Genomic DNA, 26,467 nt, shown 5'->3' with positions numbered 1-26,467 from the left:
TGTAATGGGTTAGATAATAACAGAGAAGGGATAATCGCGCCTTAGCGCTCTACTTTATGCAGCACACTTTTTGCGGCAAATCAGGCCGGCACAAAAAAACCCGCAGCAGAGGCGGGTTTTAGAGAAACGTGATCTTGCATCTTCAGTAGCCGGTAAAAAACTGGCGGTCTGGCTTAAACAAGCCAGCAAACTGATTACAGAGCGATGACGTTGGCAGCAGACGGGCCGCGCGGGCTGTCTTGAATGGTGAATTCTACGTTCTGACCTTCAGCCAGAGTTTTGAAACCATCGCTGTTGATTGCAGAAAAATGTACGAAAACGTCTTTAGAACCATCCGCAGGAGTGATGAAACCGAAGCCTTTGCTCTCGTTAAACCATTTTACCTGACCAGTTAACTTGCTCATTTTACTATCCTTTACTTTTGAAAAAGCACCCGCCTCGATCGCGAATGCCTGACTATTAACGCATATTCATGGCGATCACGCAAATCGACGCCTGTGCGCGCAATCGTTTTCGTAGCAGGATATTTTGCTATATAATGCGCCGAAACAATTCCGGACCCGTCGGAAACAGGTTTTAAAGCCAAGCACTATTAATCAATAAAATCATTGATTAATAACAGAATTATTAATTTTAATATCACTGACAAAGAGTTAGGTATCCCGCTATGTTAACCATCGGAACTGCACTGCGCACCGACGCCACCCGCGTCATGTTATTGGGCTCTGGCGAGTTGGGCAAAGAAGTGGCGATCGAATGCCAACGTCTTGGCCTGGAAGTGATCGCGGTCGATCGCTATGCTGACGCGCCTGCGATGCAGGTTGCCCACCGCAGCTTCGTTATCAACATGCTGGATGGTGAAGCGCTGAAGCGGCTGATCGAAAGCGAGCGTCCTGACTTTATCGTGCCAGAAATCGAAGCGATCGCCACCAGCATGCTGGTCGAGCTGGAAAAACAGGGCCATAACGTAGTGCCTTGTGCAGAAGCGACTCGCCTGACCATGAACCGTGAAGGTATCCGTCGTCTGGCAGCCGAAACGCTGAAACTGCCAACCTCTACCTACCGTTTTGCCGACGATGAAGCCAGCTTTAAGCAGGCTGTGCAGGAAATCGGTTATCCGTGCATTATCAAGCCGGTAATGAGCTCTTCAGGTAAAGGCCAGAGCCTGATCCGCAGTGAAGAAACGCTGCAGGCGGCATGGGACTATGCCCAGCTGGGCGGCCGTGCTGGCGGTGGCCGAGTGATCGTGGAAGGTTTGGTTAAATTTGATTTTGAGATAACCCTGCTGACTATCAGCGCGGTTGACGGCATTCATTTCTGTGCGCCGATCGGCCATCGTCAGGAAGACGGCGACTACCGAGAATCGTGGCAGCCACAGCAGATGACCGAACTGGCGCTGCAACGTGCGAAAGATATTGCCGAAAGCGTGGTTAAGGCGCTGGGTGGTCACGGCCTGTTTGGCGTTGAACTGTTTGTTTGTGGCGATGAAGTGGTGTTTAGCGAAGTTTCACCACGTCCACACGATACCGGCATGGTGACACTGATTTCTCAGGATCTTTCCGAGTTCGCACTGCACGTCCGCGCTTTCCTGGGCCTGCCTATCGGCACTATCCGCCAGTTCGGTCCATCTGCTTCTGCCGTGATCCTGCCAGAATTGACCAGCAACAACGTTAGCTTCAGCGGTCTTGAACATGCGCTGATCGGGTCTAATCAGGTGCGTTTATTTGGTAAGCCGGAAATCAGCGGCAAACGTCGTTTAGGCGTGGCGCTATCGATTGGTGAAACCATTGAACAAGCCGTTGAAACAGCGATTAAAGCGGCCGCTGCAGTGGTCGTGAAAGGTTAATTCTATCAGTTAGAAGCTAAATCCTGCTAGCCGTTGCGCATAGTCATTCCTGCGCGCAACGGCCAAAATCCTCAAAACGAGTTATTCGTCGTCTTCATCATCAAAGATAACCGTCACGCGATCACCTTTGTGGGTCTCACGAATTTCAGCGGCAACTGTAGCGATAGCTTCACCGCTGCTCATGCCAGTCTGCATTAATTCATGGATGCGATCTGCGGCTTCTTGCTGCTCTTTATGTGAAAGTGAGGGCATACCGGTGAGCATAAGAGTGTTCCTGTCATTGTTTCGGGCTTAGCCGGGCATTATACGCCTTAATTTGCCGATGACCTACCGGCATCAAATCTATGCTAGGATCGGCAAGTCAGGAACCGCGTTTTCATCGTGTCAGGAACTTTCAAATAAAATGCCAGCCGCCCAGTCCATTGATTTTAAAACCCTCGCTTATCAACCCGATGCGCTGCTTACCCGCTTTGCGCCGCTGTCTTGCCAGCCTTGGGCAATGCTGCTGCACTCCGGTTCGGCCGATCATGCACACAACCGCTTTGATATTCTGGTGGCTGACCCCATTGTGACTTTGACCACTCGCGGCCAGTACACGGAAATCCGCCGTAAGGGACTGAGTCAGCCTGAAGTCAGTGAAATTGACCCTTTTACCCTGCTGCAAAACGAACTGGAACATTGCCGCATCAAGCCTGAGGTCAACAGGGACCTGCCATTTCTTGGCGGTGCGCTTGGGCTGTTGGGCTATGACCTTGGCAGAACCATCGAGCATTTACCCACTCAGGCACAGCGTGATATCAACCTGCCTGATATGGCGATGGGAATTTACAGCTGGGCACTGATTGCCGACCACCATTTACAACGCCTGACGCTGGTTAGCTACGAGGATATCGAGGCGCGACTTGCCTGGCTGGCGCAACATCAGCAGGCCCCCACGGCTCATGAATTCAAACTGGATTCCGCCTGGCGCGCCAACATGACCCGCGAAGAATACGGCGATAGATTCCAGCAGGTGCAGGAATATTTGCACAGCGGCGACTGCTACCAAATCAATCTGACACAGCGTTTCGAGGCCAATTACCGTGGCGACGAATGGAAAGCTTTTTTACGTCTTAATCAGGCCAATCGGGCGCCGTTTTCAGCTTTCTTGCGACTGCCGGAAAATGCTGTGCTAAGCCTGTCGCCCGAGCGTTTTATCTGGCTCGAGGAAAACAGGATCCAGACCCGCCCGATCAAAGGTACGCTGCCGCGCAGTGACGATCCAAAAACCGATCGCTTACAGGCTGACAGGCTGGCTAATTCACCGAAGGATCGCTCCGAAAACCTGATGATTGTCGATCTGTTGCGCAATGACATTGGCCGCGTGGCGATCCCCGGCAGCGTCAAGGTTCCCGAACTGTTTGTGGTCGAACCTTTCCCGGCCGTTCATCACTTGGTCAGCACCATAACCGCCACCCTGCCGGAAAGCTGTCATGCGGCCAGCCTATTACGCGCCTGCTTCCCCGGAGGGTCAATCACCGGCGCGCCGAAAATCCGCGCCATGCAGATTATCGAACAGCTGGAACCTCAGCGACGCAATGGCTACTGCGGCAGCATCGCTTATCTCAGTTTCTGCGGCACTATGGACAGTAGCATCACCATTCGTACCCTATTGACCGAGAACGGGAAAATCTACTGTTGGGCCGGTGGCGGCATTGTTGCCGACAGCCAGGAGCAGGCGGAATATCAGGAAACCTTTGATAAAGTCGCCCGGATCCTGCCATTGCTCGGCGAGAGCATCGCGCCATGAGCCTTATTCAGCTCACCCCTCTCCCCGCCGAGGTTGAAGACTTTGTGCGCCGTTTTCAGCTGCATTTGCCGACAACGCCTGTTCGCAAGGCAATCGGACAGCGCCAGGCGGCGGTGCTTATCCCGATTGTTTGCCGCGAACAGCCGACAATTTTGCTGACTCGCCGCTCAGACAGGCTGCGCAAACACGCTGGACAAGTTGCCTTCCCCGGCGGCGCAACCGATGCTTCTGACCCTTCAGCAGTGTTCACGGCTCTGCGCGAGGCGCACGAGGAGGTGGCAATTCCGCCTGCAATGGTGCGCGTTTTAGGCCAGCTAAATCCAGTCGACAGCAGCAGCGGATTCCGGGTAACGCCGGTAGTTGGGTTGATTCCGGTGGATACTCCGCTGCACCCCAATGAAGATGAGGTCGCCGAACTATTTGAAATCCCCTTGCAGGAGGCGCTGAATTTTTCACGCTATCACCCGCTGGAAATTCACCGCAAAGGCATCAGCCGTCGGGTGTATTTTTCTTGGTATGAAGAACAGTTTGTATGGGGAATGACCGCCGGAATTATCTTGCAATTGGCTCAACAAATCGCCAATTGACGGCCCTCTGTGACCCAGGTCCTCATCAGCTTCACACTTATTTGATGAATTACTTTTTTTCATGCGAAAAACGCTGCGTTCTCCGTCACACCCTTTTACACTATACCTCTAACAACCGAACAATAAATAAGCAATATTTGGGCAATGCGGTCTCCCGTGATTCACCTGCGCCAGTTGTCCCTATCCAGGAGTGTTAAAGTGATCAGTGTTTTCGACATGTTCAAAGTGGGTATTGGCCCGTCCAGCTCTCATACGCTGGGCCCAATGAAAGCGGGCAAACAGTTTGCCGATGATCTGTTGGAAAAAAACCTGTTGTCTGACGTGACTCGCATTGCGGTAGACGTCTACGGCTCATTGTCTCTGACCGGTAAAGGTCACCACACCGATGTTGCGATCATCCTTGGTCTGGCAGGTAATAAGCCCGATACCGTGGATATCGACGGCATTCCTCACTTTATCAAAGACGTTGAACAGCGCCAGCGCCTGCCTATCGGCGGCACGCAGCACGAGGTGGATTTCCCTCGCGATACTGGGATGGTGTTTCGTGGCGAAAATCTGCCACGTCATGAGAATGGCATGCAAATTCACGCCTACGTCGGCGAGCAGAGGGTTTACAGCAAAACCTATTATTCCGTTGGCGGCGGTTTTATCGTCGATGATGAGCATTTTGGCCAGCCGGTGCTTGATGAGGTTGAAGTGCCCTACGCATTCAACTCGGCCAGCGAAATGCTGCAAAAATGCCGTGAGACCGGGCTTTCGCTGTCTGGTTTAATGATGAAAAACGAGCTGGCACAGCACAGCAAAGCCGAGATCGATCAGTACTTCGAGAATATCTGGCACACCATGCAAGCGTGCATCGATCGTGGCCTGAATACTGAAGGCGTGCTGCCTGGCCCGCTGCGTGTGCCGCGTCGCGCCTCGGCTCTGCGCCGCATGCTGGTGTCCAACGACAAACTGTCCAATGACCCGATGGTAGTGATCGACTGGGTGAACATGTTCGCATTGGCGGTTAACGAAGAGAACGCCGCCGGCGGCCGCGTGGTCACTGCGCCTACCAATGGTGCCTGCGGGATCGTGCCTGCAGTTTTAGCCTACTACGACAAGTTTATCGGCTCGGTCAGCCCAGATATTTATCAGCGCTATTTCCTCTCTTCCGGCGCTATTGGCATCCTTTACAAGATGAACGCCTCAATTTCCGGAGCGGAAGTCGGTTGTCAGGGTGAAGTTGGCGTGGCCTGTTCAATGGCAGCGGCGGGTCTTACCGAACTGCTTGGCGGCAGCCCGGAACAAGTTTGCGTCGCGGCAGAAATTGGCATGGAGCATAATCTCGGTCTGACCTGTGACCCTGTTGCCGGGCAAGTCCAGGTCCCGTGCATCGAGCGAAATGCCATTGCCTCGGTAAAAGCGATTAACTCCGCACGCATGGCTTTGCGCCGCACCAGTGAACCGCGCGTATCCCTGGATAAAGTCATCGAGACGATGTACGAAACCGGTAAAGATATGAATGCTAAATATCGCGAAACCTCTCGCGGCGGTTTGGCAATTAAAGTGCAGTGTGACTAATAAGTGCAGTGTGACTAATAAGTGCAGTGTGACTAATGATAGTTAGCAAGTTCAGTTAGCAGCCTGAGTTGGCAGCCTAATGTTGTCTGGCAGAATTGTTTCTAAAAAGATGACGTTCAGGGATAACTAATTAGGCAGATTAAACCAAGGGGCAGCATCTTAAGATGTCTGCCCCTTTGAGTTACTCTATTTCGCTCCACTCATTGTGAAGTGGAATCTTGGTAATACGCACGCGCTCGATGCGATATTCCGAAACTTCGATCACCTCAAAACGCAGCGCCGCCATCTCAATCACCTCGCCTTGCACTGGCATTTGCCCGGATTCAGACAATAGCAAACCGGCCAGCGTGGCGTAATCGGCGTTGGTACTCACCAGATCAGAAGTGTTCAGCAACTGCTCCAGCGAATGCAGATCGGTGCCGCCTTTTGCCATCCAACCGTCACCATCAACAATAACGTCCGGCGTTTCGTCTTCATCAGGGAATTCGCCAGCGATGGCCTCCAAAACGTCAAGCGGTGTCACCAGCCCCTGAATTACGCCAAACTCGTTGCTGACCACGACCAAGCGGCCTCTGGCGCGGCGCAATACCGCCAACAGCTTGATCACGTCCATGGTTTCTGGCACCACGATCGGCGGCGTTTGAGCAGCAAATGCCACGATATCCTCGCCATTTTCCAATGCCACCAGCAAGTCTTTGGCTCGCACCACGCCGATAACGTCATCCAGCGACTGACGACAAATCGGGAACAAACTGTGCGGCGTGTCCAGCAACTGCATGCGGATGTCATCAGCCGAACGCTCGCAGTCAACCCATGAGATATCGTTACGTGGGGTCATAATGCTGCGCAAAGTGCGGGAAGCCAGAGTCAAAACGCCGCTTATCATAAAACGCTCTTCCTCGGCGAAGGTTTCTTCCTTGAGCGCATCGCCATGCTGTTCTTCCTCGTGACGATCGCTGTCGCGTTTGCCACCCATCAAACGATGGATAGCTTCGGCGGTGCGTTCACGCATTGGAAGGTGTGACTGACTTTTCAAGAAATTACGGCGAGCAATCTGGTTGAAAAGCTCGATAATCACCGAGAAGCCAATCGCCGCGTAGAGATAACCTTTTGGAATATAGAAACCAAAACCTTCAGCAATCAGGCTCAGACCGATCATCAGCAAGAAGCTGAGGCACAGCACCACCACCGTTGGATGCGCATTGACGAATCGTGTCAATGCCTTAGAAGCCAACAGCATGACGCCCATTGCGATAACGACTGCTGTCATCATGACAGCCAGGTTATTGACCATACCCACGGCGGTGATCACCGCATCGAGTGAAAACACGGCATCCAGCACCACAATTTGCGCCACTACAGACCAAAAACTGGAGTAACCCCGATTATTGCCGCCCAGGCCATTGTGACCTTCGAGCCGTTCATGCAGCTCGCTGGTAGCCTTAAACAGAAGGAACAGGCCACCCATCAGCAAGATCAAATCGCGTCCGGAGAAGGTAAATTGCGCAATGCTAAACAACGGCGAGGTGAGTTTAACCATCCACGAAATCAGCGAAAGCAGCCCAAGGCGCATCACTAATGCCAGCGATAAACCAATGATTCTCGCTTTATCGCGCTGCTTTGGCGGCAGTTTGTCCGCAAGAATAGCGATAAACACCAGGTTATCGATACCCAGCACGATTTCAAGAACGATAAGCGTCAGCAACCCGACCCAAATCGAGGGGTCCATTAAAAATTCCATATCAGACTCCGCAAACAGCGGCGCGATGGCCTTGCATTAAGGGATGGGGCTTTCAAGGGGAATAATAATGTAGCGGAATGAAGCGAAGTTAAGCGTCGTCGGTGACAGTCCATAGGGTGGGCTGAGGCCCGGCACTCCTGTGTAATAATTGGAAATACAATGTAACAGCTCTATTTGTTTTCGCAAAGTCCCATTTGGGGCGCTTATCCTCAATTCAGCCTAAGCTCTAAGTTGTTTTTTGCCGTAAATCATTGAAAGGTTCAAAACAGCACGCGCTGATTAACATTCGAATCTGAATAGCAGACAGTCGTCACAAAATTTATTTTTTCACACACTAAAATAAATCCAGTCGACACATTCGACCGGTTTTTACACTGTTTGGTTATTGATTTTTCAGAAACAAAAGGAAGACAGAGTTTTTTCAACTCGAAAATAATGTAGGGAACACAGCATTCGTCAAGGGATCCTGCTGACGAATTATAAAAGCTTTATCACTTAAGTGCAGAACCCGCTCGACGGGTCACAAGAGGAGGTAGCGAGTGAGTATTGCTATTATCATCGGCACTCATGGTTCAGCGGCCGAACAGCTGCTGAAAACGACGGAAATGTTAATTGGCGATCAAGACAACGTCGCCTTTATCGATTTCGTCCCTGGGGAAAACGCCGATACACTGGTTGAAAAATACAACATAAAGCTTGAAAACCTCGACAAGAGCAGCGGCGTGCTGTTTTTAGTCGATACCTGGGGCGGCAGCCCTTTTAATGCCGCCAGCCGTATTGTTCTCGACAAAGAAAATTATGAGGTCGTCACCGGAGTTAACATTCCTATGCTGGTCGAGACCTTTATGGGCCGTGACGACAACCCGACTCTTGCCGAGCTGACCGGCATTGCGCTCGAAACCGGTAGATTGGGAGTCAGGGCCTTGAAGTTCGCCGAACCGGAGAGTGATAAGCCCGTTACTGCCCCGCCAGTTGCCGCTCCGGCAGCTCCAGCCGCTCCAGCCAGAGTACTGGGTCCTAACGATCACATGAAAATCGGCCTTGCACGCATCGATGACCGTCTGATTCATGGCCAGGTCGCTACCCGCTGGACCAAGGAAACCAACGTTAACCGCATCATTGTTATCAGTGATGAAGTGGCGGCCGATACGGTACGTAAAACGTTGCTGACGCAGGTTGCGCCTCCGGGAGTCACCGCTCACGTGGTCGACGTTGCCAAAGCCATTCGCGTCTATGACAACCCTAAATACGCCGGTGACCGCGTAATGCTGCTTTTCACCAATCCTACCGATGTGGTTCGGGTGGTTGACGGCGGCGTTAAAATTCCTTCGGTCAATATTGGCGGTATGGCGTTTAAACAAGGTAAAACTCAGGTCACCAACGCGGTCTCCGTTGATCAGAAAGATATCGACGCGTTTAAGAAATTAAATAGCCAGGGTATCGAACTTGAAGTGCGCAAAGTGTCTTCCGACAGCCGTCTGAAGATGATGGATTTGATTAACAAGATGAATTAATAAAGCCAGCGCAGAAAGTCCGGCTGATAACAAGGCAATGGACTGTTCAAGTCGGCATTATTTTACTCAGCTTCCTTGGTATAGGAGAAGGTCAATGGAGATCACCACACTACAAATTGTGCTGATATTTATTGTCGCATGTATTGCCGGGATGGAATCCATCCTGGATGAGTTTCAGTTTCACCGTCCGTTAGTAGCCTGTACGTTGATTGGTATCGTGCTTGGCGATATGAAAACCGGGATTATCATCGGGGGGACGCTGGAAATGATCGCCCTGGGCTGGATGAACATCGGTGCCGCTGTCGCACCCGATGCCGCCCTCGCCTCGATAATCTCGACCATTCTGGTCATTGCCGGCGGGCAGTCGATTGGTGCAGGTATTGCGCTGGCTATTCCATTGGCCGCTGCGGGTCAGGTATTGACCATTATCGTTCGTACCATAACCGTAGCCTTCCAGCACGCAGCTGATAAGGCGGCCGAAAAAGGCAACTTGAGTGCCATCTCATGGATACACGTCTCGGCCCTGATCCTACAGGCAATGCGTATCGCTATTCCGGCTGCAATTGTTGCCGTGTCCGTAGGGACCAGCGTCGTGCAAAGCATGCTCAGCTCGATTCCAGAAGTCGTAACCAGCGGTCTTAACATCGCCGGTGGCATGATCGTAGTTGTCGGTTACGCGATGGTTATCAACATGATGCGTGCTGGCTACCTGATGCCGTTCTTCTATCTGGGCTTCGTGACTGCCGCCTTCACCAACTTTAACCTGGTTGCACTGGGCGTGATTGGTGTGGTGATGGCAGTGCTGTATATCCAGCTGAGTCCAAAATACAACAAGTCTGCACAGGCTGCCGGACCGGCTCATGGCGTTAACGACCTCGACAACGAATTGGACTAAGGGTGAGAGAAATGGTTGATCAAACTCAAGTAAAAAAACTCACACCCGGCGATATTCGCGGTGTGTTCTTACGCTCAAACCTGTTTCAGGGTTCATGGAACTTTGAACGTATGCAGGCATTGGGATTCTGCTTCTGCATGGTGCCGGTTATTCGTCGCCTGTATCCTGAAAACAACGATGACCGTAAACAGGCGATAAAACGCCATCTGGAGTTCTTCAACACCCATCCTTACGTCGCAGCGCCAGTGCTGGGCGTAACCTTGGCGATGGAAGAACAGCGTGCCAATGGTGCACCTATCGACGACGCGGCGATCAACGGCCTGAAAGTCGGTTTGATGGGTCCGCTGGCCGGCGTGGGTGACCCGATCTTCTGGGGTACCGTACGTCCGGTGTTTGCAGCGCTGGGTGCCGGTATCGCGATGAGCGGTAGCCTGCTCGGTCCTTTGCTGTTCTTCGTGCTGTTCAACCTTGTACGTTTGCTGAACCGCTATTACGGCGTAGCCTATGGCTACAAGAAAGGCGTTGATATCGTTAGCGATATGGGCGGCGGTTTCCTGCAAAAACTGACTGAGGGGGCGTCAATTCTCGGCCTCTTTGTCATGGGGGCATTGGTTAACAAATGGACCCACGTCAACATCCCGCTGGTGGTCTCCAAAATTACCGATAATACCGGTCATACCACGGTAACAACGGTACAGGGGATCCTTGACCAGCTGATGCCGGGTCTGGTGCCTTTACTGTTAACCTTCGGCTGTATGTGGCTACTGCGCAAAAAAGTCAATGCGCTGTGGATCATCATGGGCTTCTTTGTGCTGGGTATTTTTGGTTACTGGATTGGCCTGCTGGGTCGCTAAGCAGTAAAGTGTAACCGGGGGCATTATCGCCTCCGGTTTTTTATTGGAGGGAAACGCGGAATGACGGTTACGGATATTGCCTTGATTATCTTTATTTTTCTGCTGTTGGCCTATGCCGTTTTCGATGAATTTATTATGGGAAAAACTCGCGGCAAAACGTTGCTCAAGGTTAACCTGCAAAGAAGAAACAAGCTGGATGCGGTGATCTTTATCGGCCTGCTGGCAATCCTGCTCTACAACAATATCTACGCTCAGGGCAGCCCTGTCACCACCTACTTGCTGGTAAGTCTGGCAATTATTGCCTTTTATATCTCGTTCATCCGATTGCCAAAAATGCTGTTTAAACCTATCGGCTTCTATTATGCCAATATTTTTATCACCTACGATCGCATCAAGGCGATGAACCTTTCGGAGGACGGAATTTTGGTGATCCAACTGGAACAGAAGAGATTGCTGGTGCGGGTTAAAGAAATGGACGATCTCGAGAGTATTTATAAGTTTATGGTTAATTATCAGTAAGTCACTCCTGGGCTTAATTACAGGCGGTCAGACCGCCTGTTGTATTTACCTAATCAACGCGACGAAACAGGCTGATGGTAAAATCTGTTTCGCAGCTAAAGTTCTCACGCTGCGACAAACTCAACATCACCGCTTCAGTGGCGCGCCAGGCGAAAGGCGTCATTTGTAAAAGATCCGAGGCCTGCTTGCCGTTTAAGGTCATTTTATAGCTCAACGATTCAGTGCTCACCCGTTCAAATCCCGCCAGGCTTTCTTCCACATCACTGTGCAGCTGTACCTCATTATAAATCAGCCCTTTAAGCTGATAGAGATGCCTTGGGCCGGGAGCCACCGTCAATACCCATCCTGAAGATTTCAACACCCGATGTAACTCAGGGGCTTTACACGGCGCGTAGATGCGTACAATGGCATCCAGTGAGTTATCGGCAAACGGCAGGCGATGACTTGAGGCCACACAAAATTCAACCTTGCCATAACGCTTTGCTGCATAACGGATTGCCACCTTGGCGACGTCAAGCCCGTAAATCTGCATTTCACGGCGGGTATTTAGCCCCTGCTCCATGGCAGAGGTGTAATAGCCTTCGCCGCAGCCGATATCCAGCAGTGATTCAGCTCCTGCCGGTAAATGCTGGTCCAAAAGAGTGACCAAACGGTCGCGCAGCGGCTGATAGTGCCCGCCCTCAAGGAAAGTGCGCCGCGAAATCATCATCTCAGCACTGTCGCCCGGCTCTTTGGAGCGTTTGTGTTGCACCGGCAGCAGGTTTACGTATCCCTCTTTGGCATTATCAAACTGATGATTGTTTTCACAGCGCCACTGTGTATCGAGGCGTTGCAGGGGTTGATGGCAAAGAGGACATTGATAGGTCATGCATGTTTCCAGAAAGGTGATGCTGCCGATTTTATTCGGGCGTCTTGCGGATGGCTGCGCTAAGTCTAAAGAAGCCGATTGCAGGTTGCAACTTTTGCCCTGATTGTTCCGAGACAGGCTGGAGAACAAGACAAATAGCATGGTCGGCGAGCTAAAAAACAGGCTAAACTGGATTTGACTCGTGCGACTAAATCTATTCTATTAATCTCTTATCATTAACCTGCGCTGATTAACCATAAGTGATGCCATGAGTGATATTTCTGTCCTGCTCAGCCAAATCCCGTCTATCAGGCACGGATTTGGCTGTAAACAAGCGCTGTTGCCCGAATCGCTACAGCCCTTTAGTGCCAGTTTGCCGGAAAAGAAACAGGTTCACGGAGTCAGGATTGTTGATGTCTTATTCCCTCAACAGGCCTGCGGCGAGGCCGACGGTTTTTATACTGAACAACCGGGAATTTTGCTGAGCGTGTTTACCGCCGACTGCCTGCCGGTGATATTTAGCCACAAGCAGGGGCGCGGGGTAGCCGTAGTACACGCCGGGTGGCGCGGCTTGCGCAACGGTATTCTTGAACAAATGGCGCAGCGTATTAATCAGTCGGGTTCAACTCGGGATTGGGTAGTTTCTATTGGGCCTGCGGCAGGCGCCTGCTGCTATGAGGTCAGTCAGGAACTGGTAGATGAGTTTCGGCACGGCCTGGATTTACCACCGGCGCTGATTTCCCCCTCTTATCGGCATCTCGACCTGCCAGCGATTGCCTACGCCAAGTTGACTCAGGCAGGATTCGCATCCGTTGATTATGCCGGCAGCTGCACGATTTGTACCGAGGCCTCAACAGTGGCAGGAATCGACTTGGCGCAACGGGATGAAACGAGAAAGGTTTACCGCCACAAATACACCAGCTTTCGGCGCAACAGCCTCAAGCGCGCGCAGGACCCTTCAATTCCAGGTATCAGTGGCCGCAATCAGCAATCGGGGATTATCATTTTGCCGGATTAAGTATCGCGTTGCCGCCTTAAGACAAAAACAAAAAAACCCGCAACCAGGCGGGTTTTTTTTGACAGCTAACGCTGCTTAGATTGCAGTTACGTTAACTGCAGATGGGCCTTTCTGGCCATCTTGAATTTCAAACTCAACGTTCTGGCCTTCAGCCAGGGTTTTGAAGCCATTACCCTGGATTGCAGAGAAGTGTACGAACACGTCTTTGCTGCCGTCAGCTGGAGTGATGAAACCGAAACCTTTAGACTCGTTGAACCACTTAACTTGACCTTTGATCTTTGCCATTTTGAGTATTTCCTTTGGATTGTTTAAACCGCCCTTCGGCGTTACACAGACAAACTTGAGTCGTTACTGCTTGAGGCACTAAGATAAAAATCGGCAAGGAAGCGGTATTCAACGATAACGTCTTTACTCAAAACTTCTTTACTGAAAATGCCACACATATACAGAACTGTACCTCGTTTTACCCAGATGCGTTATCACATACTCTGAATTTAATGGCAAGCCATTTTTAATCAGCGATGGACTTGTCGCACATATTTGAGCCGCTTAAAGGCACTTACTGTCAAGTGAGGCCAAAATAGGTTGATAGGACTAGTACTTTCTGCTCGGAACTCTGCAGGGCCTAACAATCAAATCAATAACGACTCACATCTGATTATTGATCAATAATCAGCGGACAGTAAGAGTTAAATTCAATTTTTAATGCATTATTATCGTATTTGATATAACACAAATGGGTTTTTCGCAAGTTTTTACGCATTTTTTCCAGTCAAATTTTAAGCACCTCGCCATCCCCTGCTATCAGTCATAGCAGGCTTCTTTGAGTTTTACAGGCGGCATAATGCCACCCACAACCTTAAACCTGGGCAATGAAAAAATCTGCACAAACATTGCGCCAGAACAAAGCAGCGATTGATTGTTTATGCACTATTCAAATCAGGCATAATGGTACTAATCTGGTGCAAAACACTGTTGATTATTATTAGACTGCACCTTAAGCGTGCGCAATTATGATAACCAAAATAAAGTTTATCGCAGTTGAGATCATAGAAAATTGTCTACTTTTCGCGCCACCCATAATTAGTGAATCACAAAGCCACCGCTATAAACCAGAAAGTTTACAGTGAGATGAATTTTATATTAAAAGGCCTAAGTTGATCTTAAAAAATATATACAAAAATCGACAATACATATTCAAAATTTGAATTAATAATAACTGTGATTTTATTGGAATTTTTATTAATTATTATCCCAGTTTACGCACACAGCACGACCCCATCATTTTCAGAGTGGCATCATTCCGTTAACATTTAATATACAAACCCAGTCAGGGCGCAGCTTGCAGGCAGGAGCAAAAATGCAGGCCGCTCATTAAGACCAGAAAGGCCATCTGCGGGCTAAAAATCAATTTATCTCAAGATACTAGGCTAATATTGAACCCTGACAGCTTTTTGTTCTGAATAATGGAACAAGATGACTTTGAGTTTTATAAAATTCAACGATGAGATTTTGATGAAAATGAGCCTGAGTTAAGATAATTACCCGGGTTTAAAAGCAGATTTTAAATGATAAAAACTCTCATCTGTGAGTATTCGGGCGCTAATTATTCGTGACGAAAATAAAGCGCCCGTCAATTCATAGCGAAATATGCTCGCCTATTTTCAGCGGTGCAAAATTCTCTACGCTTAACCCATCCTCTTCAATCGCCATCACTAATTCTTTTGGTGGTTCATCTAAAGACTCATCGGCTAATTCAAACACCCCCCAGTGAATGGGAACTGCTCGTTGACACCGTGTTTCCTTAAACACCTGAACTGCCTGCTGCGGGTCCATATGATGAGAATGCATGAACCATCTTGGTGCATAGGCACCGATAGGAATCGCTGCAATATCAAATGGTCCCAGTCGCTCACCAATCTGAATAAATTGTTCGCTATAGGCGCTATCGCCCGAGAAATAAAAACTCAGATCACGATGCTTGACCACCCATCCACACCACAAAGAACGATTTCTGTCCCATGGCGTGCGCATACTCCAGTGACGGGCAGGAACGGCGTGAAAACTGACGCCCTCTAAAATCAGCGCATCCCACCAATCCATTTCTTCAATGTAATGAGCGCCCTGCCTTTCCAACCAAGGCTTCATACCCAGCGGCACCAGGAAAATAGCCTGAGGGAAACGTTTGACGAGTTTACGAACTGTCGATTTATCTAGATGATCATAATGGTTGTGCGAGATCATGACGTAATCGATCACCGGAAGGCTGGCCACGGTAACTGCCGCAGGCGTCCTGCGTTTAGGGCCATAAAAACTCAGCGGCGACGCACGCTCGGAAAGTGCAGGATCGGTCAAAATATAACGCCCTGCAATGCGCAGCAGCAGGCAGGCGTGTCCCAAAAACCACAGACGATCTTCAGTCCCGCCAAAATCAGGGGTCTGACACCATTGATTAATAAAATGATCGTAGCCGTTGCCCGGTGGGCGAGGATGCCCCTGTGCTTTTCGCTCTTTGCGCCAGCGTTTGAGATCGCCCTCGTTGCGCGTGTCCGGTTCGGGATTAGTGAAACCTTGCGGGGTATGATGCGGTTTCGCAGGATCATAGTAGGGATTTTTTTCGGCCATAGTTTCCCTTATCGATAAGTTTTTTGGCGGGCAGTGTTGATACAAAACCAACCTCTATCTCTTTAGTATCATAAAGGTTTGATGCTTTTCACTACAAAAAGTGCAAAGGGGTATTTGCAAAGAGATGTCAATCACGGTCAGGTGTGTTTAAGCACGGCCCCTGGCAGGAAAAATAAAAAGCCCCGCCGGATGATTAAAGCACCGGCAGGGCTTTTTGTTTTTACAGCTTTAAACTCTTTACACTAAGACGACTGTTACAAATCAGGTCGGTTAACTGTTTTCACTGTCAGCCCAAGGCTCAGGCTGCCATCCCACAAAGCTTGGTCAGGTTTCGGGCTCCAATCATTAAAGTCGCAACATAAGACTGCCTGCGCGTGACAACTTCCACGGCAACGCGTTTGTCTTTGTATTTGATCATGTACGTAGAAGGCCAGCCCTGGCGTCTTTTGCCATAGGCTTTTTCGTGGCTGTCGATGGCTGCATGAGCCACGACCAGATGAGAGAGAGTTTTATCACCTTTAATGATGCGCTTCATAATGGACTCCGTCTTAGACAATACTGTCAAACTGAGGAAACATTACTCACTTGATACTCATCGCTTTACGCGACGCTTATTCGAATCACTGCTTTGCTTGGATCTTGTAACAGAATGAGTATCTGTCTGCTTTTCTCTATGCGCAAGTTTTACTTAATAAAAAACAAATCATAGCCGCACGCAATGGCTTGGCGCTGCTCGCCTGCCACTTGCCTTCTTCACTGGAAATGTGCGCGCACCAAGACTTGCTGTCTGGTAATTCATTGAAATTAAGATTTATTTTGTTGGCGCAAATGATTGGCCAGGCATCGGAAGGATTGTTGCAGTAGTCTTTCCCCTTCATTCCACCGTAGGGATACCACTTGTCGGGATCTTCCCCGGTGAGTAAAGCGATGTTGTGATTCAATTCGTTGTCGTGTTCTTCAGACCATTTAATCATCTGGAAATTATCCTGCTGAGTTGTTATGCAACACGCTACAGCAGAATTAATACATTTTTATGAATGGAAAAATAAACGAGGAACTACCAGCGCAGCAGTGGCTTAAGAGACGTGTCACTATCTTTTAGGAATGAAGCCGCGCAGGCCAGAAACAGAATCATCATCGTATTCATCGACTACACCCTTTCCCTGCGCTTTGGCCAAAACTTCCAGCAGTTCGGTTTGACGGCGTTGCTGCTCGGCGATTTCAGTCAGTAGTTGAACTTGGCGATTAGCTTTGACACTGGCCCGGTTAACGACAAACCACACCAGCAAAAATAGCAAGGCTGACAGTAATCCCAGCACTATCGTGGCCAGACTAGTTTGGCCCAAAAATTGATCGAACATTGACGATCCCACAATGTAGTTAACCAGATAACTATCTTATCATCGTCAGAGATACAGGGAAGGTATTAGCAAAAATACAGAAGCTTCCGACAGGCGGCAGAGGCTACCAGGGAATAAATGAGGTGACCGAGCAAATTCCGAGGTCGAAATTCCCCCCCTGATCGCAATAGCTGTTAAGGGCCAGCAAATAAAGCCCGACACAAAGTAGCCCAAAAATGATAAAGGCAATAATTTTCCTGATAGAAAATAGCGGTTTCTTTAGTTTGATAGCAGTTCTCTTAGGATTTATCACACGTTTGTAGATGCCCAAAACACTGCGTCCGACACGAGTAAAACATCAGCCTATCCTACTCTGCCTAAGTTAAACAAACTTCAAACAGAGTAAGCCCAATAGGTGGTTGGCCGCGCACAAATCATTCAAACGCTTAAGTCTTTTCATGATTTTTTTCAGAGAATTAGAGAAGCAGATCCCACCACACTGAGGTTATACTGCTCCGCGGCTTAAGCCATAAAGGGAGTGTATAAAATGGGTTTGATTAAAACAATTGTTGTACTGGCGGTCATTTATGCTGTTTTTCTGTTTTCAGGCTACGGCGTGACGGTCGGTAGCAGTGAAAATGCAGCTGGCCTGGGCCTCAAGTGCCAATACCTGACGGCTCGCGGTATCGTTGACTCACAGTATCTGCACACGGACAGTGGCGTAATCGGTGTTGCCAAATGCCCGATACTCAAACAGGTTGATAAGGTTGTCGATAAATCTTAATCAGCAACGCTGTTTGAATTAAGGATTAACCCGCAGGATAGGCTTGCGGGTTAATCCGACATCAATAATTAGCTGTCGTGTTTGGTAAACTTCAGTTCGATCAGCGAAATGGCTTTCTCGATTGCCCGACGGGTAACGGGATCCGCACCCGCAGGATGCGTGCTGAAATCAATACTTTTAAGCTGATGAGACATTTTATCGCGCACTTCGGTCGGCGCAATAATGTCGATGACATCCAGAATCTGTTTGATAACCAGTTGGCACGCGACCAAGTCTGACTCAAGTTCCTGATCTTTGGATAAGCTCTCTGACATCCCGGTGACTCCTCGGTACTAAAAATAGGCATAAAAAATTCGGCGCAAAGGATAACACGTCATCGCTGAATTTCATCAAAGCTTCTGGGCTGAATCGAGTAAAAAGCTTAGAAGGCGAGTTCTTCATCATCGATTTTCAAATTTAAAACTCTGAAACCACTAATAATAAACCATTCATTAATTGTTGCTTAATCTTACGGTTAGCGTTATCAATTACCTGTTATTCATTGATATTTTGACTATTAATTGAATGGGAAAATACTGATGCAAAGAAGCAACATCGTCCTTAAATTACTTCCTCTTGCCGCACTGGTTTCAGGTCTTGGATTATCCGCTCAGGCCGCCGTCGTACCACAGGGCGTCGTGCTGGCCCAAAAACAGGAAGTGGTGCGTAACAATGCCTCAGAGCCTGCAACTCTTGATGTACAAAAGGCCGAAAGCGACGTCGAAAGTAATATTCTCAGCGATTTGTTTGTCGGACTGGTCAGCATCGATGATAACGGTAATGCCCATCCCGAGCTCGCAACCAGCTGGGAGACTAAAGATAATAAAACCTGGACCTTTCATTTGCGCCCCGGCATCCGCTGGTCTGATGGCACCCCCATTACCGCGCAGGATGTGGTTTTCACCTGGCGTCGCCTGATCGACCCGAAAACCGCCTCGCCCTATGAGAGCTATCTCGGCACGGTTAACGTCGTTAACGCCGACAAAATCATTGCCGGTAAATTGCCTCCTGACCAGCTAGGTATCAAGGCATTGGATCCACAAACACTGCAGATTGAATTAACCCGTCCGATGTCTTATTTCCTGCAAATGGTTGCCCACTATTCTCTGTTCCCGGTAAGTCAGGCTAATGTTGAAAAGTATGGAGAAAAATGGACCCAACCTGGCAATATGGTTAGCAGCGGGCCTTTTAAACTAAAAACCTGGACAGTGAACGAGCGTGTCGTTGCGGTGCGCAATACCCAATACTGGGACAACGACCACACTGTACTGTCGCAAATGACCTACTTGCCGGTGGGCTCGGGCGCAGCCGATATTAACCGCTACAAGGCCGGTGAGATTGATATCACCGGAAGTGTTCCGGAAATCCAGTTTGCCTCGTTGAAGAAGGAGTTGGGTTCTCAAGTCCACGCCAATCCTTATCTCGGTGTCTACTATTATGCGTTCAACAACCAGAAGCCGCCGTTTAACGACGTCAGAGTTCGAGAGGCCTTGGCATTGGGGCTGGATCGCGACATTATTGCCAATAAAGTGTTGGGACAGGGGCAAACTCCTGCTTATACCATCACGCCGCAAAATACCGGCGGATACACCTTCAAACCTGCGGCCTACGCCAGCTGGACGCAGGAGCAGCGCAATGTCGAGGCGCGAAAACTGCTGACCGAAGCGGGTTTTGGCCCCGATCACCCTTTGAAATTCAATCTGCTTTATAACACCAATGAATCTCATCAGCGCATTGCTATAGCGGCCTCGTCGATGTGGAAGAAAAACCTGGGCGTGACCGCCGTGTTGCAGAATCAGGAATGGAAAACCATGCTGGACACCATGCATCAAGGTAACTATGAGGTAGTGCGTTATGCCTGGATTGCAGACTACAACGAGCCATCAACGTTTCTGAATACCTTCCGCAGTGGCAACAGTGAAAATACTCCGCACTTCAAAAATGCCGAGTATGACAAAGTGATGGATGATGCACTGGCAGCTACCAGCAAAGATCAGGTGCAAAAAGACTATCAGGAAGCTGAAGATATTCTGAGTAAGCAGGCTCCGGTGGTGCCACTTTATCACTACGTCAGCGCCCGACTGGTGAAGCCTTTTATCGGCGGTTTTGATGAGCATGACCCACAAGGCCGAGTTTTTGCTAAAGATCTTTATGTGATTAAACACTGATTTCAGAATTTACTCAGGCCAGAATCACCCCGCCAAGTACTTGAAAGGCGGGGTTGATTACTCAAATATCCCCTTTCTACTCCCCCACGTAGGCAGAATTGTTAGGTTAATGCCCTTGCCTCAGGTTTCTCAGATGATAAATTGAACATCAATCGTACAGATGGGAGGCCCTATGCAATTCTCGGAAAGCGAGATCCAACCCCTTTGGGACGAAGTTGCTCGTATTATTGGTGAAGCTGTGATTCAGCTGCGGCATCGCGGAGAACCCCTTACGGCAGATTCGTTGATTCATTATTTGGAAGACGAGCTAAACACGGCTGGCGTGCAGCAGCGCATTTTGATTGGCGCGGCCATCAACCTGCTCAAAGCTGACAGGCGTTCCTGATAATTATCGTTAAGCCATTATCTGGACTGAGATGCGCGCCCCTGAGCAAACAGAAAAATGCGCTGGGTAATGTCATCAGCTCCCAAAATATTGCTTTTCTGCTCCACGTTGGCTCTGGCATAGGCAATATCGTGAGCCTGATCAACCATCGTGATCACTTTATCGCGAGTCGTTTTATCGAGATTGCCCAACAGGGTTGTTAATATTGCCTGATAGGCATTAGAGGCATAGGTGAGTTGCTTTTCGCGTTGTTCCAGCGCATCGATACGTGCTATCAGCGCCTGTAACTGCTCTTGGTTGGACATAGCGGCATCCTCATTTGTGTTGCAGAAAAAACTGACAACTAAACTGATTGAGCATATTTCATACAGCTATTTCACTTTAAAGCAAAATCCGCGATTAACCAATCTTAAACCTTCACAAATCATTGCACGACAGCGCTGTGATTTGTAAATACCTCTTGCAGCACTGCTGAGAGCTATCCCCCCGTCTTTACTCATCTGTAAAATTAGTGGCAAAATAGCATTAATTGCTTACAGAAGCCTCCATGACGACAACGGCAAGTTGTGAGATCTTCATCATGAGTCTTTTTTTCTTTGGAAATTATTTTATGAACAAGTTTTCTTGCTATGCCGCTGCTTTCGCCGTGCTGATGTCAGCAACTTCAATGGCCCATGCGGAAGGATGTATTAAAGGAGCTGCTGTAGGCGCTGTTGCAGGCCACGTAGCCCATCATCACGCTGTGTTGGGTGCCGTGGGGGGGTGCGTAGTGGGTCACCATATGGCGACTAAAGCCAGAGAGCAGAAAGAAGCAGAAGCGAAAAAACAGCAACTGCAACAACCACAGCACTAACTCCTGCCATTACGGGAGTTTCTCTGGATAAATTGCAGGAAACCCGTTTTTTTTGATATATAAAACCAGCCATTAATGGCTGGTTTTTTTGTTAAATTTTTGTGGGTAATTTTCGGTTGGCAGACAAGAGTTAATCTGTAAAATCAGGTTTTTATCATGATTTTAAGGACACAACATGAAGCTCAGGGACGCTGTTTCACATGATGCTCCTCTTATTGCACGGCTACATACCACCAGCTGGCGTAGCGCCTATCAGGGGATTTTTTCTGCCGAGTATTTGGCCGGAGCCATTGAGCAGGAACGCTTAAATTATTGGCTGGAAAAGTTTGACACTCAGCAAGCCGACCACACGGTGATCGTGGCTGAAGATGATTCCCATCCGGTTGGCTTTGTAAGCGTTTTTGGCGCGAAAGATCCTCACTGGGGATCATTAGTTGACAACCTGCACGTGCTCCCTGCGACCAAAGGTAAAGGATTTGGTATTGCCCTGCTAAAAGCGGCGGCGCGCTGGGTGTTTAACAACCATCCAGGCGATGGCCTCTATCTTTGGTGCTACGAACAAAACCTTCCATCACGCCAGTTTTATGAACGCTGCGGCGGCAAGATTGTTGAAATCAAAAGTGAGACAGTCCCCGGTGGAACGACTCTCAACGCGTTAAGATATTATTGGGAAAAACCAGAAAATTTAGCAGGTTAACGAATTTTTTTGTTTTTGAATAATGGGTTTCGAGCTGGGTGTGGAAGCATTGCATCTTCAGTCATGTCATCTCCTCTTAAGAAATTTGCAATGGTAAACGGATGTACGATATTCATGTGATTTTAAAAAATGAACCCGGAGAGCTGGCGTGGCTCGGCAAGATCTTAGGTCTCTATGGGATCAGTCAGGAAGGTGGCGGTGTGTTTACTGTCAATGGGCAATGCCATGCACATTTTCTGGTGAAGGATGGCGAAAAGGCCAAGTCTGCGCTTGAGACCGAAGGCTTTGCAGTGCAGGGAATTCACAAACCTCTAATCAGAAAGCTGGATCAGCAACAGCCTGGTGAGCTGGGAAATATTGCCGCCAGATTGTCCGAGTTTGGGATTAATATAATTACTCAATACAGCGATCACGCCAATCGGCTGATTCTAGTTACCGACAATAACCTTGTTGCCGAGGAAGTTACTGCACCTTGGATAGCAACGGCGTACTGATAGTGGATCCCACAAAGGTTCGCCTAATAAAAAACGGGACCCTCTCGGCTCCCGTCGTTTGCAACCTCGTTTTCCGAGATTACATATTCGCGATCATCGCATCGCCAAACTCTGAGCATTTCAGCAGCTTGGCGCCGTCCATCAGACGTTCGAAATCGTAGGTCACGGTTTTCTTGGCGATCGCCGCTTCCATACCTTTAACGATCAGGTCTGCCGCTTCGAACCACTCCAAATGACGCAGCATCATTTCCGCAGACAGGATCACTGAACCAGGGTTCACTTTATCCTGTCCGGCGTATTTCGGTGCCGTGCCGTGGGTAGCTTCAAACAGTGCGCATTCAGAACCAATGTTTGCGCCCGGTGCGATACCAATGCCGCCAACCTGCGCCGCCAATGCGTCGGAAATGTAGTCACCGTTGAGATTCATACAGGCGATCACGTCATATTCAGCCGGACGCAGCAGAATCTGTTGCAAGAAGGCATCGGCAATAACGTCTTTAATAATGATGTCTTTGCCATTGTTAGGATTCTTGATTTTAACCCAAGGCCCGCCGTCAATGAGTTCACCGCCAAACTCCTCGCGAGCCAGCTGGTAGCCCCAATCCTTGAAGGCACCTTCGGTAAATTTCATGATGTTGCCCTTGTGAACCAGAGTCAGTGAATCACGATCGTTGGTGATAGTGTATTCAATGGCCGCACGTACCAGGCGTTTGGTGCCTTCTTCCGAACAAGGTTTAACGCCGATGCCGCATTGCTGTGGGAAGCGAATTTTGTTCACGCCCATCTCGTCTTGCAGGAACTTAATCACTTTATCTGCTTCGGCAGAACCTGCTTTCCATTCAATGCCAGCATAGATATCTTCTGAGTTTTCACGGAAAATGACCATGTCGATATCTTCCGGGCGTTTGACCGGGCTTGGCGTACCGGTGTAATAGCGAACCGGGCGCAGACAGACATACAGGTCAAGCTGCTGACGCAAAGCCACATTCAGTGAGCGAATGCCGCCACCGACCGGAGTGGTCAATGGGCCTTTGATCGCAACGCGGTACTCGCGGATCAGATCTAGCGTTTCCTGCGGCAGCCAAACGTCTTGACCATAAAGTTCAACGGATTTCTCACCGGTATAAATTTCCATCCAGGAAATCTTGCGCTCACCGTTGTACGCTTTCTTGACCGCCGCATCGACAACCTTGAGCATTGCCGGGGTCACATCGACACCAATACCATCCCCCTCGATGTAAGGAATGACAGGATTATTGGGAACGACCAGTTTACCTTTGGCATCAACGGTAATCTTGGTACCTTCAGTAGGAACAACAACTTTGCTTTCCATTAACCTCTCCTTCAGCGCACTATTATGTTAATGATTTATGTTAATTATTTGTAAGATGCCGGTTAATATTACTTCAATAATTTGCCGACGCCAAACCGAAACCTTTTTCAAGTATAATGCGCTAATTATTCTCAACTACAACCATCATGAATAAATTATTTGTTAAGAATCACAAGGTTAAACGTTTCAGCACCCAGTCTCATCGAGAAAATCAAGACTCGAAAAAGCCACGTAAGGTGCTGCTTTTCAACAAGCCTTTCGATGTGTTACCGCAATTTACCGATGAAGCTGGGCGAGCAACGTTAAAAGACTATATTTCTGTTACCGACGTCTATGCGGCCGGTCGCTTAGACCGCGATAGTGAAGGTCTGTTAGTGCTGACTAATGACGGGCAGTTGCAGGCGAAGCTCACTCAGCCAGGTAAACGCACCGCCAAAATTTACTTTGCCCAGGTTGAAGGTGAACCAGAAGAATCTGCTTTGAAAGCCTTCCGCCAAGGATTGCCGCTTAAAGATGGTCAAACTCTCCCGGCCGGAGTTGAACTCGTTGCAGAACCTGAATGGCTTTGGGAGCGCGTGCCGCCAATCCGTGAACGTAAAAATATTCCTACCCGCTGGCTCAAAATTACGCTTTATGAGGGTAAAAACCGGCAGGTGCGGCGCATGACGGCGCATATCGGCTATCCTACTTTACGTCTTATCCGTTACAGCATGGGTGATCTTACCCTTGGCGATTTGGCTCCGGGACAATGGAAGGAAATACCTTATGTTTAAACCGAACGTAACTGTCGCCTGTGTGGTTCATGCCCAGGGACAATTTTTGCTGGTTGAGGAAATTGTCAACGGCAAGCTGACCCTAAACCAGCCTGCGGGACATCTTGAGGCCAATGAAACGCTGATTGCCGCTGTTCAACGCGAGCTGTTTGAGGAAACGGGCCTTGATGCGCCACCGCAATTTTTCCTTGGGTTGCACCAATGGCAGGCTCCGGATAAAACCTCTTTCCTGCGTTTCTCGTTTGTGATTGATTTACCTGAGATTGTGGCCACTTCCCCGCAAGATAGCGATATCTCTGGCTGTCGTTGGCTAAGTGCCGAACAAATTATCAACTCGGCCGAGCTGCGCTCCCCGCTAGTGGCAGAAAGTATTCGTTTGTATCAACAAGGCGCACGCTATCCGCTGGATCTTCTGGGCAATTACAATCTTCCACACTAATTGACGCTCTCTTGCCCGCCGCACCGATCGGCGGTGCAGCAAAGGCGGCAACGTGATAAAATTCTTCCCGCTATTTTTAAGCCCCCGTAAAAAATGTCGTTGGCGCGCGGCCTTCATCCTCGCCTGAACGGCATTAAACGGGTTATGACTCTATGTTTTGGAACTGCTATGTCAGACAACAGCCAGAAAAAAGTGATCGTCGGGATGTCCGGCGGCGTCGACTCCTCAGTCTCTGCTTACCTGCTCCAACAACAGGGATATCAGGTCGAGGGGCTCTTTATGAAGAATTGGGAAGAGGACGACGATGAAGAATACTGCTCCGCCGCGACTGACCTTGCCGATGCGCAAGCGGTAAGCGACAAGTTGGGCATCAAGCTGCATACCATTAACTTTGCAGCCGAATACTGGGACAACGTTTTCGAACATTTCCTGCAGGAATACAAGGCCGGACGCACGCCAAACCCGGATATTCTTTGCAATAAGGAAATCAAGTTCAAGGCTTTCCTGGAGTTCGCGGCTGAAGATTTAGGTGCTGACTATATTGCCACCGGGCACTACGTGCGTCGCAAGGACAGCAACGGGCAAAGCCAGCTGCTGCGCGGCCTCGATGGCAATAAAGATCAAAGCTATTTCCTGTATACGCTCGGCAGCAACCAAATTGCCAAAAGCCTGTTCCCTGTCGGAGAACTCGAGAAACCAGAGGTTCGCCGCATCGCGGAAGAGCAAGAGCTGGTGACGGCGAAGAAAAAAGATTCCACCGGCATCTGCTTTATCGGCGAGCGTAAATTCCGTGATTTTTTGGGTCGCTATCTGCCAGCCCAACCGGGTCCTATCAAAAGCGTTGACGGTCAGGACATGGGGCAGCATCAGGGTCTGATGTACCACACCCTTGGCCAACGCAAGGGTCTGGGCATTGGCGGTCAAAAAGACGGCGGAGAAGATCCGTGGTATGTGGTCGATAAAGACGTGGCCAACAATATTCTTTATGTCGCACAGGGCCACGAGCATCCGCGTCTGATGTCCGTTGGACTGATCGCCCAGCAATTGGATTGGGTCGATCGCCAGCCAATTTCTGCTGCTGTGCAATGCGTAGTGAAAACACGCTATCGTCAGGAAGATATTCCCTGCGTGATTACACCGCTCGACGACAACCGTATCGAAGTTCGCTTTGAATCACCTGTCGCGGCAGTCACTCCGGGCCAGTCAGCCGTGTTCTATCAGGGTGAAATCTGCCTTGGCGGCGGCGTTATTGAGCAACGCATCCCGCTAATTCAATAATTCATACCCAATAGATTTGATGCTGCAGCAAGGTGGCAACCTAATTTCCCCTATGAGCTTACATAGATAAGTGACTGGGGTAATAA

The 26,467-nt window shown here is 49.3% G+C and carries 32 protein-coding genes; 18 read left to right on the top strand and 14 right to left on the bottom strand.

Going from position 1 to position 26,467, the window contains the following annotated elements; all coding sequences use genetic code 11:
• Positions 1 to 194: 194 nt before the first annotated feature.
• Positions 195 to 404, bottom strand: coding sequence for a cold shock-like protein CspC (gene cspC / locus SPM24T3_RS05990; RefSeq protein WP_009635825.1), 210 nt, complete (start codon positions 402 to 404; stop codon positions 195 to 197).
• Positions 405 to 667: 263 nt separating this feature from the next.
• Between cspC and purT the strand changes: the two genes are divergently transcribed.
• Positions 668 to 1,846 carry a formate-dependent phosphoribosylglycinamide formyltransferase gene (gene purT / locus SPM24T3_RS05985; RefSeq protein WP_009635824.1) on the top strand — a complete coding sequence of 393 codons (1,179 nt, stop codon included), beginning with the start codon at positions 668 to 670 and terminating at the stop codon, positions 1,844 to 1,846.
• A gap of 81 nt (positions 1,847 to 1,927) precedes the next feature.
• Here purT and SPM24T3_RS05980 read toward each other — a convergent pair whose 3' ends face one another.
• The gene (locus SPM24T3_RS05980; RefSeq protein WP_009635823.1) at positions 1,928 to 2,110 is read right to left on the bottom strand and encodes a YoaH family protein; all 183 of its coding nucleotides are present in this window, start codon (positions 2,108 to 2,110) and stop codon (positions 1,928 to 1,930) included.
• Positions 2,111 to 2,249: 139 nt separating this feature from the next.
• Between SPM24T3_RS05980 and pabB the strand changes: the two genes are divergently transcribed.
• The 3 genes from pabB (at position 2,250) to SPM24T3_RS05965 (ending at position 5,785) form a co-directional block, all read left to right on the top strand.
• Entirely contained in the window at positions 2,250 to 3,635 is a 1,386-nt protein-coding gene (pabB, locus tag SPM24T3_RS05975) for an aminodeoxychorismate synthase component 1 (RefSeq protein ID WP_009635822.1), read from the top strand.
• Positions 3,632 to 4,222 (top strand): CoA pyrophosphatase, encoded by a 591-nt coding sequence (locus SPM24T3_RS05970; RefSeq protein ID WP_009635821.1) that lies wholly within the window; start codon positions 3,632 to 3,634, stop codon positions 4,220 to 4,222. Before pabB ends, SPM24T3_RS05970 begins: the two co-directional genes overlap by 4 nt.
• A gap of 198 nt (positions 4,223 to 4,420) precedes the next feature.
• On the top strand, positions 4,421 to 5,785 hold the full coding sequence (locus tag SPM24T3_RS05965; RefSeq protein WP_009635820.1) for an L-serine ammonia-lyase: 1,365 nt from the start codon (positions 4,421 to 4,423) through the stop codon (positions 5,783 to 5,785).
• 181 nt (positions 5,786 to 5,966) lie between these two features.
• On the opposite strand, the gene SPM24T3_RS05960 is transcribed toward SPM24T3_RS05965, so the two are convergent.
• The gene (locus SPM24T3_RS05960; protein WP_009635819.1) at positions 5,967 to 7,526 is read right to left on the bottom strand and encodes a TerC family protein; all 1,560 of its coding nucleotides are present in this window, start codon (positions 7,524 to 7,526) and stop codon (positions 5,967 to 5,969) included.
• A gap of 539 nt (positions 7,527 to 8,065) precedes the next feature.
• On the opposite strand from SPM24T3_RS05960, the gene manX reads away from it, so the two are divergent.
• The 4 genes from manX (at position 8,066) to SPM24T3_RS05940 (ending at position 11,308) form a co-directional block, all read left to right on the top strand.
• Entirely contained in the window at positions 8,066 to 9,040 is a 975-nt protein-coding gene (gene manX, locus SPM24T3_RS05955) for a PTS mannose transporter subunit IIAB (protein ID WP_009635818.1), read from the top strand.
• Between the two features lie 94 nt (positions 9,041 to 9,134).
• Positions 9,135 to 9,935, top strand: a complete 801-nt coding sequence (locus SPM24T3_RS05950; RefSeq protein WP_009635817.1) for a PTS mannose/fructose/sorbose transporter subunit IIC — start codon at positions 9,135 to 9,137, stop codon at positions 9,933 to 9,935.
• Positions 9,936 to 9,946: 11 nt separating this feature from the next.
• A complete protein-coding gene (locus SPM24T3_RS05945; RefSeq protein WP_009635816.1) occupies positions 9,947 to 10,789 on the top strand; it encodes a PTS mannose transporter subunit IID in 843 nt (280 codons plus the stop codon).
• Between the two features lie 60 nt (positions 10,790 to 10,849).
• Positions 10,850 to 11,308, top strand: a complete 459-nt coding sequence (locus tag SPM24T3_RS05940) for a DUF986 family protein (protein WP_009635815.1) — start codon at positions 10,850 to 10,852, stop codon at positions 11,306 to 11,308.
• A gap of 49 nt (positions 11,309 to 11,357) precedes the next feature.
• Here the strand turns inward: SPM24T3_RS05940 and rlmA are convergent, their stop codons facing one another.
• A complete protein-coding gene (rlmA, locus tag SPM24T3_RS05935; RefSeq protein WP_009635814.1) occupies positions 11,358 to 12,176 on the bottom strand; it encodes a 23S rRNA (guanine(745)-N(1))-methyltransferase in 819 nt (272 codons plus the stop codon).
• 247 nt (positions 12,177 to 12,423) lie between these two features.
• Here rlmA and SPM24T3_RS05930 point away from each other — a divergent pair, with 247 nt between their 5' ends.
• The gene (locus SPM24T3_RS05930) at positions 12,424 to 13,173 is read left to right on the top strand and encodes a polyphenol oxidase family protein (protein WP_009635813.1); all 750 of its coding nucleotides are present in this window, start codon (positions 12,424 to 12,426) and stop codon (positions 13,171 to 13,173) included.
• 75 nt (positions 13,174 to 13,248) lie between these two features.
• Here SPM24T3_RS05930 and cspE read toward each other — a convergent pair whose 3' ends face one another.
• From cspE to SPM24T3_RS24540, 7 genes are all read right to left on the bottom strand, one after another.
• A complete protein-coding gene (gene cspE, locus SPM24T3_RS05925) occupies positions 13,249 to 13,458 on the bottom strand; it encodes a transcription antiterminator/RNA stability regulator CspE (protein WP_002221949.1) in 210 nt (69 codons plus the stop codon).
• 41 nt (positions 13,459 to 13,499) lie between these two features.
• Positions 13,500 to 13,616 carry a DUF2627 domain-containing protein gene (locus SPM24T3_RS24545; RefSeq protein WP_071988409.1) on the bottom strand — a complete coding sequence of 39 codons (117 nt, stop codon included), beginning with the start codon at positions 13,614 to 13,616 and terminating at the stop codon, positions 13,500 to 13,502.
• A 1,195-nt stretch (positions 13,617 to 14,811) separates the two neighbouring features.
• The gene (locus SPM24T3_RS05920) at positions 14,812 to 15,798 is read right to left on the bottom strand and encodes an MBL fold metallo-hydrolase (RefSeq protein ID WP_009635811.1); all 987 of its coding nucleotides are present in this window, start codon (positions 15,796 to 15,798) and stop codon (positions 14,812 to 14,814) included.
• A 298-nt stretch (positions 15,799 to 16,096) separates the two neighbouring features.
• Positions 16,097 to 16,333 (bottom strand): DUF4060 family protein, encoded by a 237-nt coding sequence (locus tag SPM24T3_RS05915; protein WP_009635810.1) that lies wholly within the window; start codon positions 16,331 to 16,333, stop codon positions 16,097 to 16,099.
• A gap of 136 nt (positions 16,334 to 16,469) precedes the next feature.
• Positions 16,470 to 16,772 carry a phage protein NinX family protein gene (locus SPM24T3_RS05910; protein ID WP_009635809.1) on the bottom strand — a complete coding sequence of 101 codons (303 nt, stop codon included), beginning with the start codon at positions 16,770 to 16,772 and terminating at the stop codon, positions 16,470 to 16,472.
• A gap of 117 nt (positions 16,773 to 16,889) precedes the next feature.
• Complete coding sequence (locus SPM24T3_RS05905; RefSeq protein ID WP_009635808.1) at positions 16,890 to 17,159, bottom strand: YebO family protein; 270 nt, start codon at positions 17,157 to 17,159, stop codon at positions 16,890 to 16,892.
• 103 nt (positions 17,160 to 17,262) lie between these two features.
• Entirely contained in the window at positions 17,263 to 17,400 is a 138-nt protein-coding gene (locus SPM24T3_RS24540; protein ID WP_369699983.1) for a PhoP/PhoQ regulator MgrB, read from the bottom strand.
• 285 nt (positions 17,401 to 17,685) lie between these two features.
• Here SPM24T3_RS24540 and SPM24T3_RS05900 point away from each other — a divergent pair, with 285 nt between their 5' ends.
• Positions 17,686 to 17,922, top strand: a complete 237-nt coding sequence (locus tag SPM24T3_RS05900; RefSeq protein ID WP_009635806.1) for a YobH family protein — start codon at positions 17,686 to 17,688, stop codon at positions 17,920 to 17,922.
• A gap of 68 nt (positions 17,923 to 17,990) precedes the next feature.
• On the opposite strand, the gene SPM24T3_RS05895 is transcribed toward SPM24T3_RS05900, so the two are convergent.
• The gene (locus SPM24T3_RS05895) at positions 17,991 to 18,236 is read right to left on the bottom strand and encodes a DUF2766 family protein (protein WP_009635805.1); all 246 of its coding nucleotides are present in this window, start codon (positions 18,234 to 18,236) and stop codon (positions 17,991 to 17,993) included.
• 264 nt (positions 18,237 to 18,500) lie between these two features.
• On the opposite strand from SPM24T3_RS05895, the gene SPM24T3_RS05890 reads away from it, so the two are divergent.
• Both SPM24T3_RS05890 and SPM24T3_RS05885 read left to right on the top strand, forming a co-directional pair.
• Positions 18,501 to 20,129, top strand: coding sequence for an ABC transporter substrate-binding protein (locus tag SPM24T3_RS05890; RefSeq protein ID WP_009635804.1), 1,629 nt, complete (start codon positions 18,501 to 18,503; stop codon positions 20,127 to 20,129).
• A 172-nt stretch (positions 20,130 to 20,301) separates the two neighbouring features.
• On the top strand, positions 20,302 to 20,514 hold the full coding sequence (locus tag SPM24T3_RS05885) for a hypothetical protein (protein WP_009635803.1): 213 nt from the start codon (positions 20,302 to 20,304) through the stop codon (positions 20,512 to 20,514).
• 17 nt (positions 20,515 to 20,531) lie between these two features.
• Here the strand turns inward: SPM24T3_RS05885 and SPM24T3_RS05880 are convergent, their stop codons facing one another.
• Positions 20,532 to 20,819, bottom strand: a complete 288-nt coding sequence (locus SPM24T3_RS05880) for a hypothetical protein (protein WP_009635802.1) — start codon at positions 20,817 to 20,819, stop codon at positions 20,532 to 20,534.
• A gap of 305 nt (positions 20,820 to 21,124) precedes the next feature.
• Here SPM24T3_RS05880 and SPM24T3_RS05875 point away from each other — a divergent pair, with 305 nt between their 5' ends.
• From SPM24T3_RS05875 to SPM24T3_RS05865, 3 genes are all read left to right on the top strand, one after another.
• Positions 21,125 to 21,367, top strand: coding sequence for a hypothetical protein (locus SPM24T3_RS05875; protein ID WP_037377788.1), 243 nt, complete (start codon positions 21,125 to 21,127; stop codon positions 21,365 to 21,367).
• Between the two features lie 175 nt (positions 21,368 to 21,542).
• Entirely contained in the window at positions 21,543 to 22,064 is a 522-nt protein-coding gene (locus SPM24T3_RS05870) for a GNAT family N-acetyltransferase (RefSeq protein ID WP_009635800.1), read from the top strand.
• A 101-nt stretch (positions 22,065 to 22,165) separates the two neighbouring features.
• Complete coding sequence (locus tag SPM24T3_RS05865) at positions 22,166 to 22,558, top strand: amino acid-binding protein (protein ID WP_009635799.1); 393 nt, start codon at positions 22,166 to 22,168, stop codon at positions 22,556 to 22,558.
• A 79-nt stretch (positions 22,559 to 22,637) separates the two neighbouring features.
• Here SPM24T3_RS05865 and icd read toward each other — a convergent pair whose 3' ends face one another.
• On the bottom strand, positions 22,638 to 23,891 hold the full coding sequence (gene icd, locus SPM24T3_RS05860; RefSeq protein ID WP_009635798.1) for an NADP-dependent isocitrate dehydrogenase: 1,254 nt from the start codon (positions 23,889 to 23,891) through the stop codon (positions 22,638 to 22,640).
• Positions 23,892 to 24,037: 146 nt separating this feature from the next.
• Between icd and rluE the strand changes: the two genes are divergently transcribed.
• The 3 genes from rluE (at position 24,038) to mnmA (ending at position 26,381) form a co-directional block, all read left to right on the top strand.
• The gene (rluE, locus tag SPM24T3_RS05855) at positions 24,038 to 24,664 is read left to right on the top strand and encodes a 23S rRNA pseudouridine(2457) synthase RluE (protein WP_009635797.1); all 627 of its coding nucleotides are present in this window, start codon (positions 24,038 to 24,040) and stop codon (positions 24,662 to 24,664) included.
• Positions 24,657 to 25,103, top strand: coding sequence for an NUDIX hydrolase (locus SPM24T3_RS05850; protein ID WP_009635796.1), 447 nt, complete (start codon positions 24,657 to 24,659; stop codon positions 25,101 to 25,103). The genes rluE and SPM24T3_RS05850 overlap by 8 nt, the downstream gene beginning before the upstream one ends.
• Positions 25,104 to 25,271: 168 nt before the next feature.
• Complete coding sequence (gene mnmA / locus SPM24T3_RS05845; RefSeq protein WP_009635795.1) at positions 25,272 to 26,381, top strand: tRNA 2-thiouridine(34) synthase MnmA; 1,110 nt, start codon at positions 25,272 to 25,274, stop codon at positions 26,379 to 26,381.
• The last annotated feature ends 86 nt before the right edge of the window (positions 26,382 to 26,467 follow it).

The organism is Serratia sp. M24T3, assembly GCF_000257645.1.
In the GTDB taxonomy this organism is placed as follows: domain Bacteria; phylum Pseudomonadota; class Gammaproteobacteria; order Enterobacterales; family Enterobacteriaceae; genus Rouxiella.
The sequence above is the reverse complement of the archived record's forward strand: the minus strand, read 5'-3'. Positions and strand labels throughout refer to the sequence as shown.

Bases quoted from the DNA above. Each gene is read 5' to 3' on its own strand.
- SPM24T3_RS05870 (WP_009635800.1), top strand. From the start codon at position 21,543: ATGAAGCTCAGGGACGCTGTTTCACATGATGCTCCTCTTATTGCACGG.
- SPM24T3_RS05880 (WP_009635802.1), bottom strand. From the start codon at position 20,819: ATGTCCAACCAAGAGCAGTTACAGGCGCTGATAGCACGTATCGATGCG.
- SPM24T3_RS24545 (WP_071988409.1), bottom strand. From the start codon at position 13,616: ATGTGTGGCATTTTCAGTAAAGAAGTTTTGAGTAAAGACGTTATCGTT.
- SPM24T3_RS05940 (WP_009635815.1), top strand. From the start codon at position 10,850: ATGACGGTTACGGATATTGCCTTGATTATCTTTATTTTTCTGCTGTTG.
- purT (WP_009635824.1), top strand. From the start codon at position 668: ATGTTAACCATCGGAACTGCACTGCGCACCGACGCCACCCGCGTCATG.
- SPM24T3_RS05915 (WP_009635810.1), bottom strand. From the start codon at position 16,333: ATGAAGCGCATCATTAAAGGTGATAAAACTCTCTCTCATCTGGTCGTG.
- pabB (WP_009635822.1), top strand. From the start codon at position 2,250: ATGCCAGCCGCCCAGTCCATTGATTTTAAAACCCTCGCTTATCAACCC.
- rlmA (WP_009635814.1), bottom strand. From the start codon at position 12,176: ATGACCTATCAATGTCCTCTTTGCCATCAACCCCTGCAACGCCTCGAT.
- SPM24T3_RS05875 (WP_037377788.1), top strand. From the start codon at position 21,125: ATGAACAAGTTTTCTTGCTATGCCGCTGCTTTCGCCGTGCTGATGTCA.
- SPM24T3_RS05895 (WP_009635805.1), bottom strand. From the start codon at position 18,236: ATGTCAGAGAGCTTATCCAAAGATCAGGAACTTGAGTCAGACTTGGTC.
- SPM24T3_RS05890 (WP_009635804.1), top strand. From the start codon at position 18,501: ATGCAAAGAAGCAACATCGTCCTTAAATTACTTCCTCTTGCCGCACTG.
- SPM24T3_RS05945 (WP_009635816.1), top strand. From the start codon at position 9,947: ATGGTTGATCAAACTCAAGTAAAAAAACTCACACCCGGCGATATTCGC.
- SPM24T3_RS05920 (WP_009635811.1), bottom strand. From the start codon at position 15,798: ATGGCCGAAAAAAATCCCTACTATGATCCTGCGAAACCGCATCATACC.
- cspC (WP_009635825.1), bottom strand. From the start codon at position 404: ATGAGCAAGTTAACTGGTCAGGTAAAATGGTTTAACGAGAGCAAAGGC.
- SPM24T3_RS05930 (WP_009635813.1), top strand. From the start codon at position 12,424: ATGAGTGATATTTCTGTCCTGCTCAGCCAAATCCCGTCTATCAGGCAC.
- mnmA (WP_009635795.1), top strand. From the start codon at position 25,272: ATGTCAGACAACAGCCAGAAAAAAGTGATCGTCGGGATGTCCGGCGGC.
- SPM24T3_RS05850 (WP_009635796.1), top strand. From the start codon at position 24,657: ATGTTTAAACCGAACGTAACTGTCGCCTGTGTGGTTCATGCCCAGGGA.
- SPM24T3_RS05960 (WP_009635819.1), bottom strand. From the start codon at position 7,526: ATGGAATTTTTAATGGACCCCTCGATTTGGGTCGGGTTGCTGACGCTT.
- SPM24T3_RS05900 (WP_009635806.1), top strand. From the start codon at position 17,686: ATGGGTTTGATTAAAACAATTGTTGTACTGGCGGTCATTTATGCTGTT.
- icd (WP_009635798.1), bottom strand. From the start codon at position 23,891: ATGGAAAGCAAAGTTGTTGTTCCTACTGAAGGTACCAAGATTACCGTT.
- rluE (WP_009635797.1), top strand. From the start codon at position 24,038: ATGAATAAATTATTTGTTAAGAATCACAAGGTTAAACGTTTCAGCACC.
- SPM24T3_RS05905 (WP_009635808.1), bottom strand. From the start codon at position 17,159: ATGTTCGATCAATTTTTGGGCCAAACTAGTCTGGCCACGATAGTGCTG.
- SPM24T3_RS05910 (WP_009635809.1), bottom strand. From the start codon at position 16,772: ATGATTAAATGGTCTGAAGAACACGACAACGAATTGAATCACAACATC.
- SPM24T3_RS05950 (WP_009635817.1), top strand. From the start codon at position 9,135: ATGGAGATCACCACACTACAAATTGTGCTGATATTTATTGTCGCATGT.
- cspE (WP_002221949.1), bottom strand. From the start codon at position 13,458: ATGGCAAAGATCAAAGGTCAAGTTAAGTGGTTCAACGAGTCTAAAGGT.
- SPM24T3_RS05980 (WP_009635823.1), bottom strand. From the start codon at position 2,110: ATGCTCACCGGTATGCCCTCACTTTCACATAAAGAGCAGCAAGAAGCC.
- SPM24T3_RS05885 (WP_009635803.1), top strand. From the start codon at position 20,302: ATGCAATTCTCGGAAAGCGAGATCCAACCCCTTTGGGACGAAGTTGCT.
- SPM24T3_RS05865 (WP_009635799.1), top strand. From the start codon at position 22,166: ATGTACGATATTCATGTGATTTTAAAAAATGAACCCGGAGAGCTGGCG.
- SPM24T3_RS05970 (WP_009635821.1), top strand. From the start codon at position 3,632: ATGAGCCTTATTCAGCTCACCCCTCTCCCCGCCGAGGTTGAAGACTTT.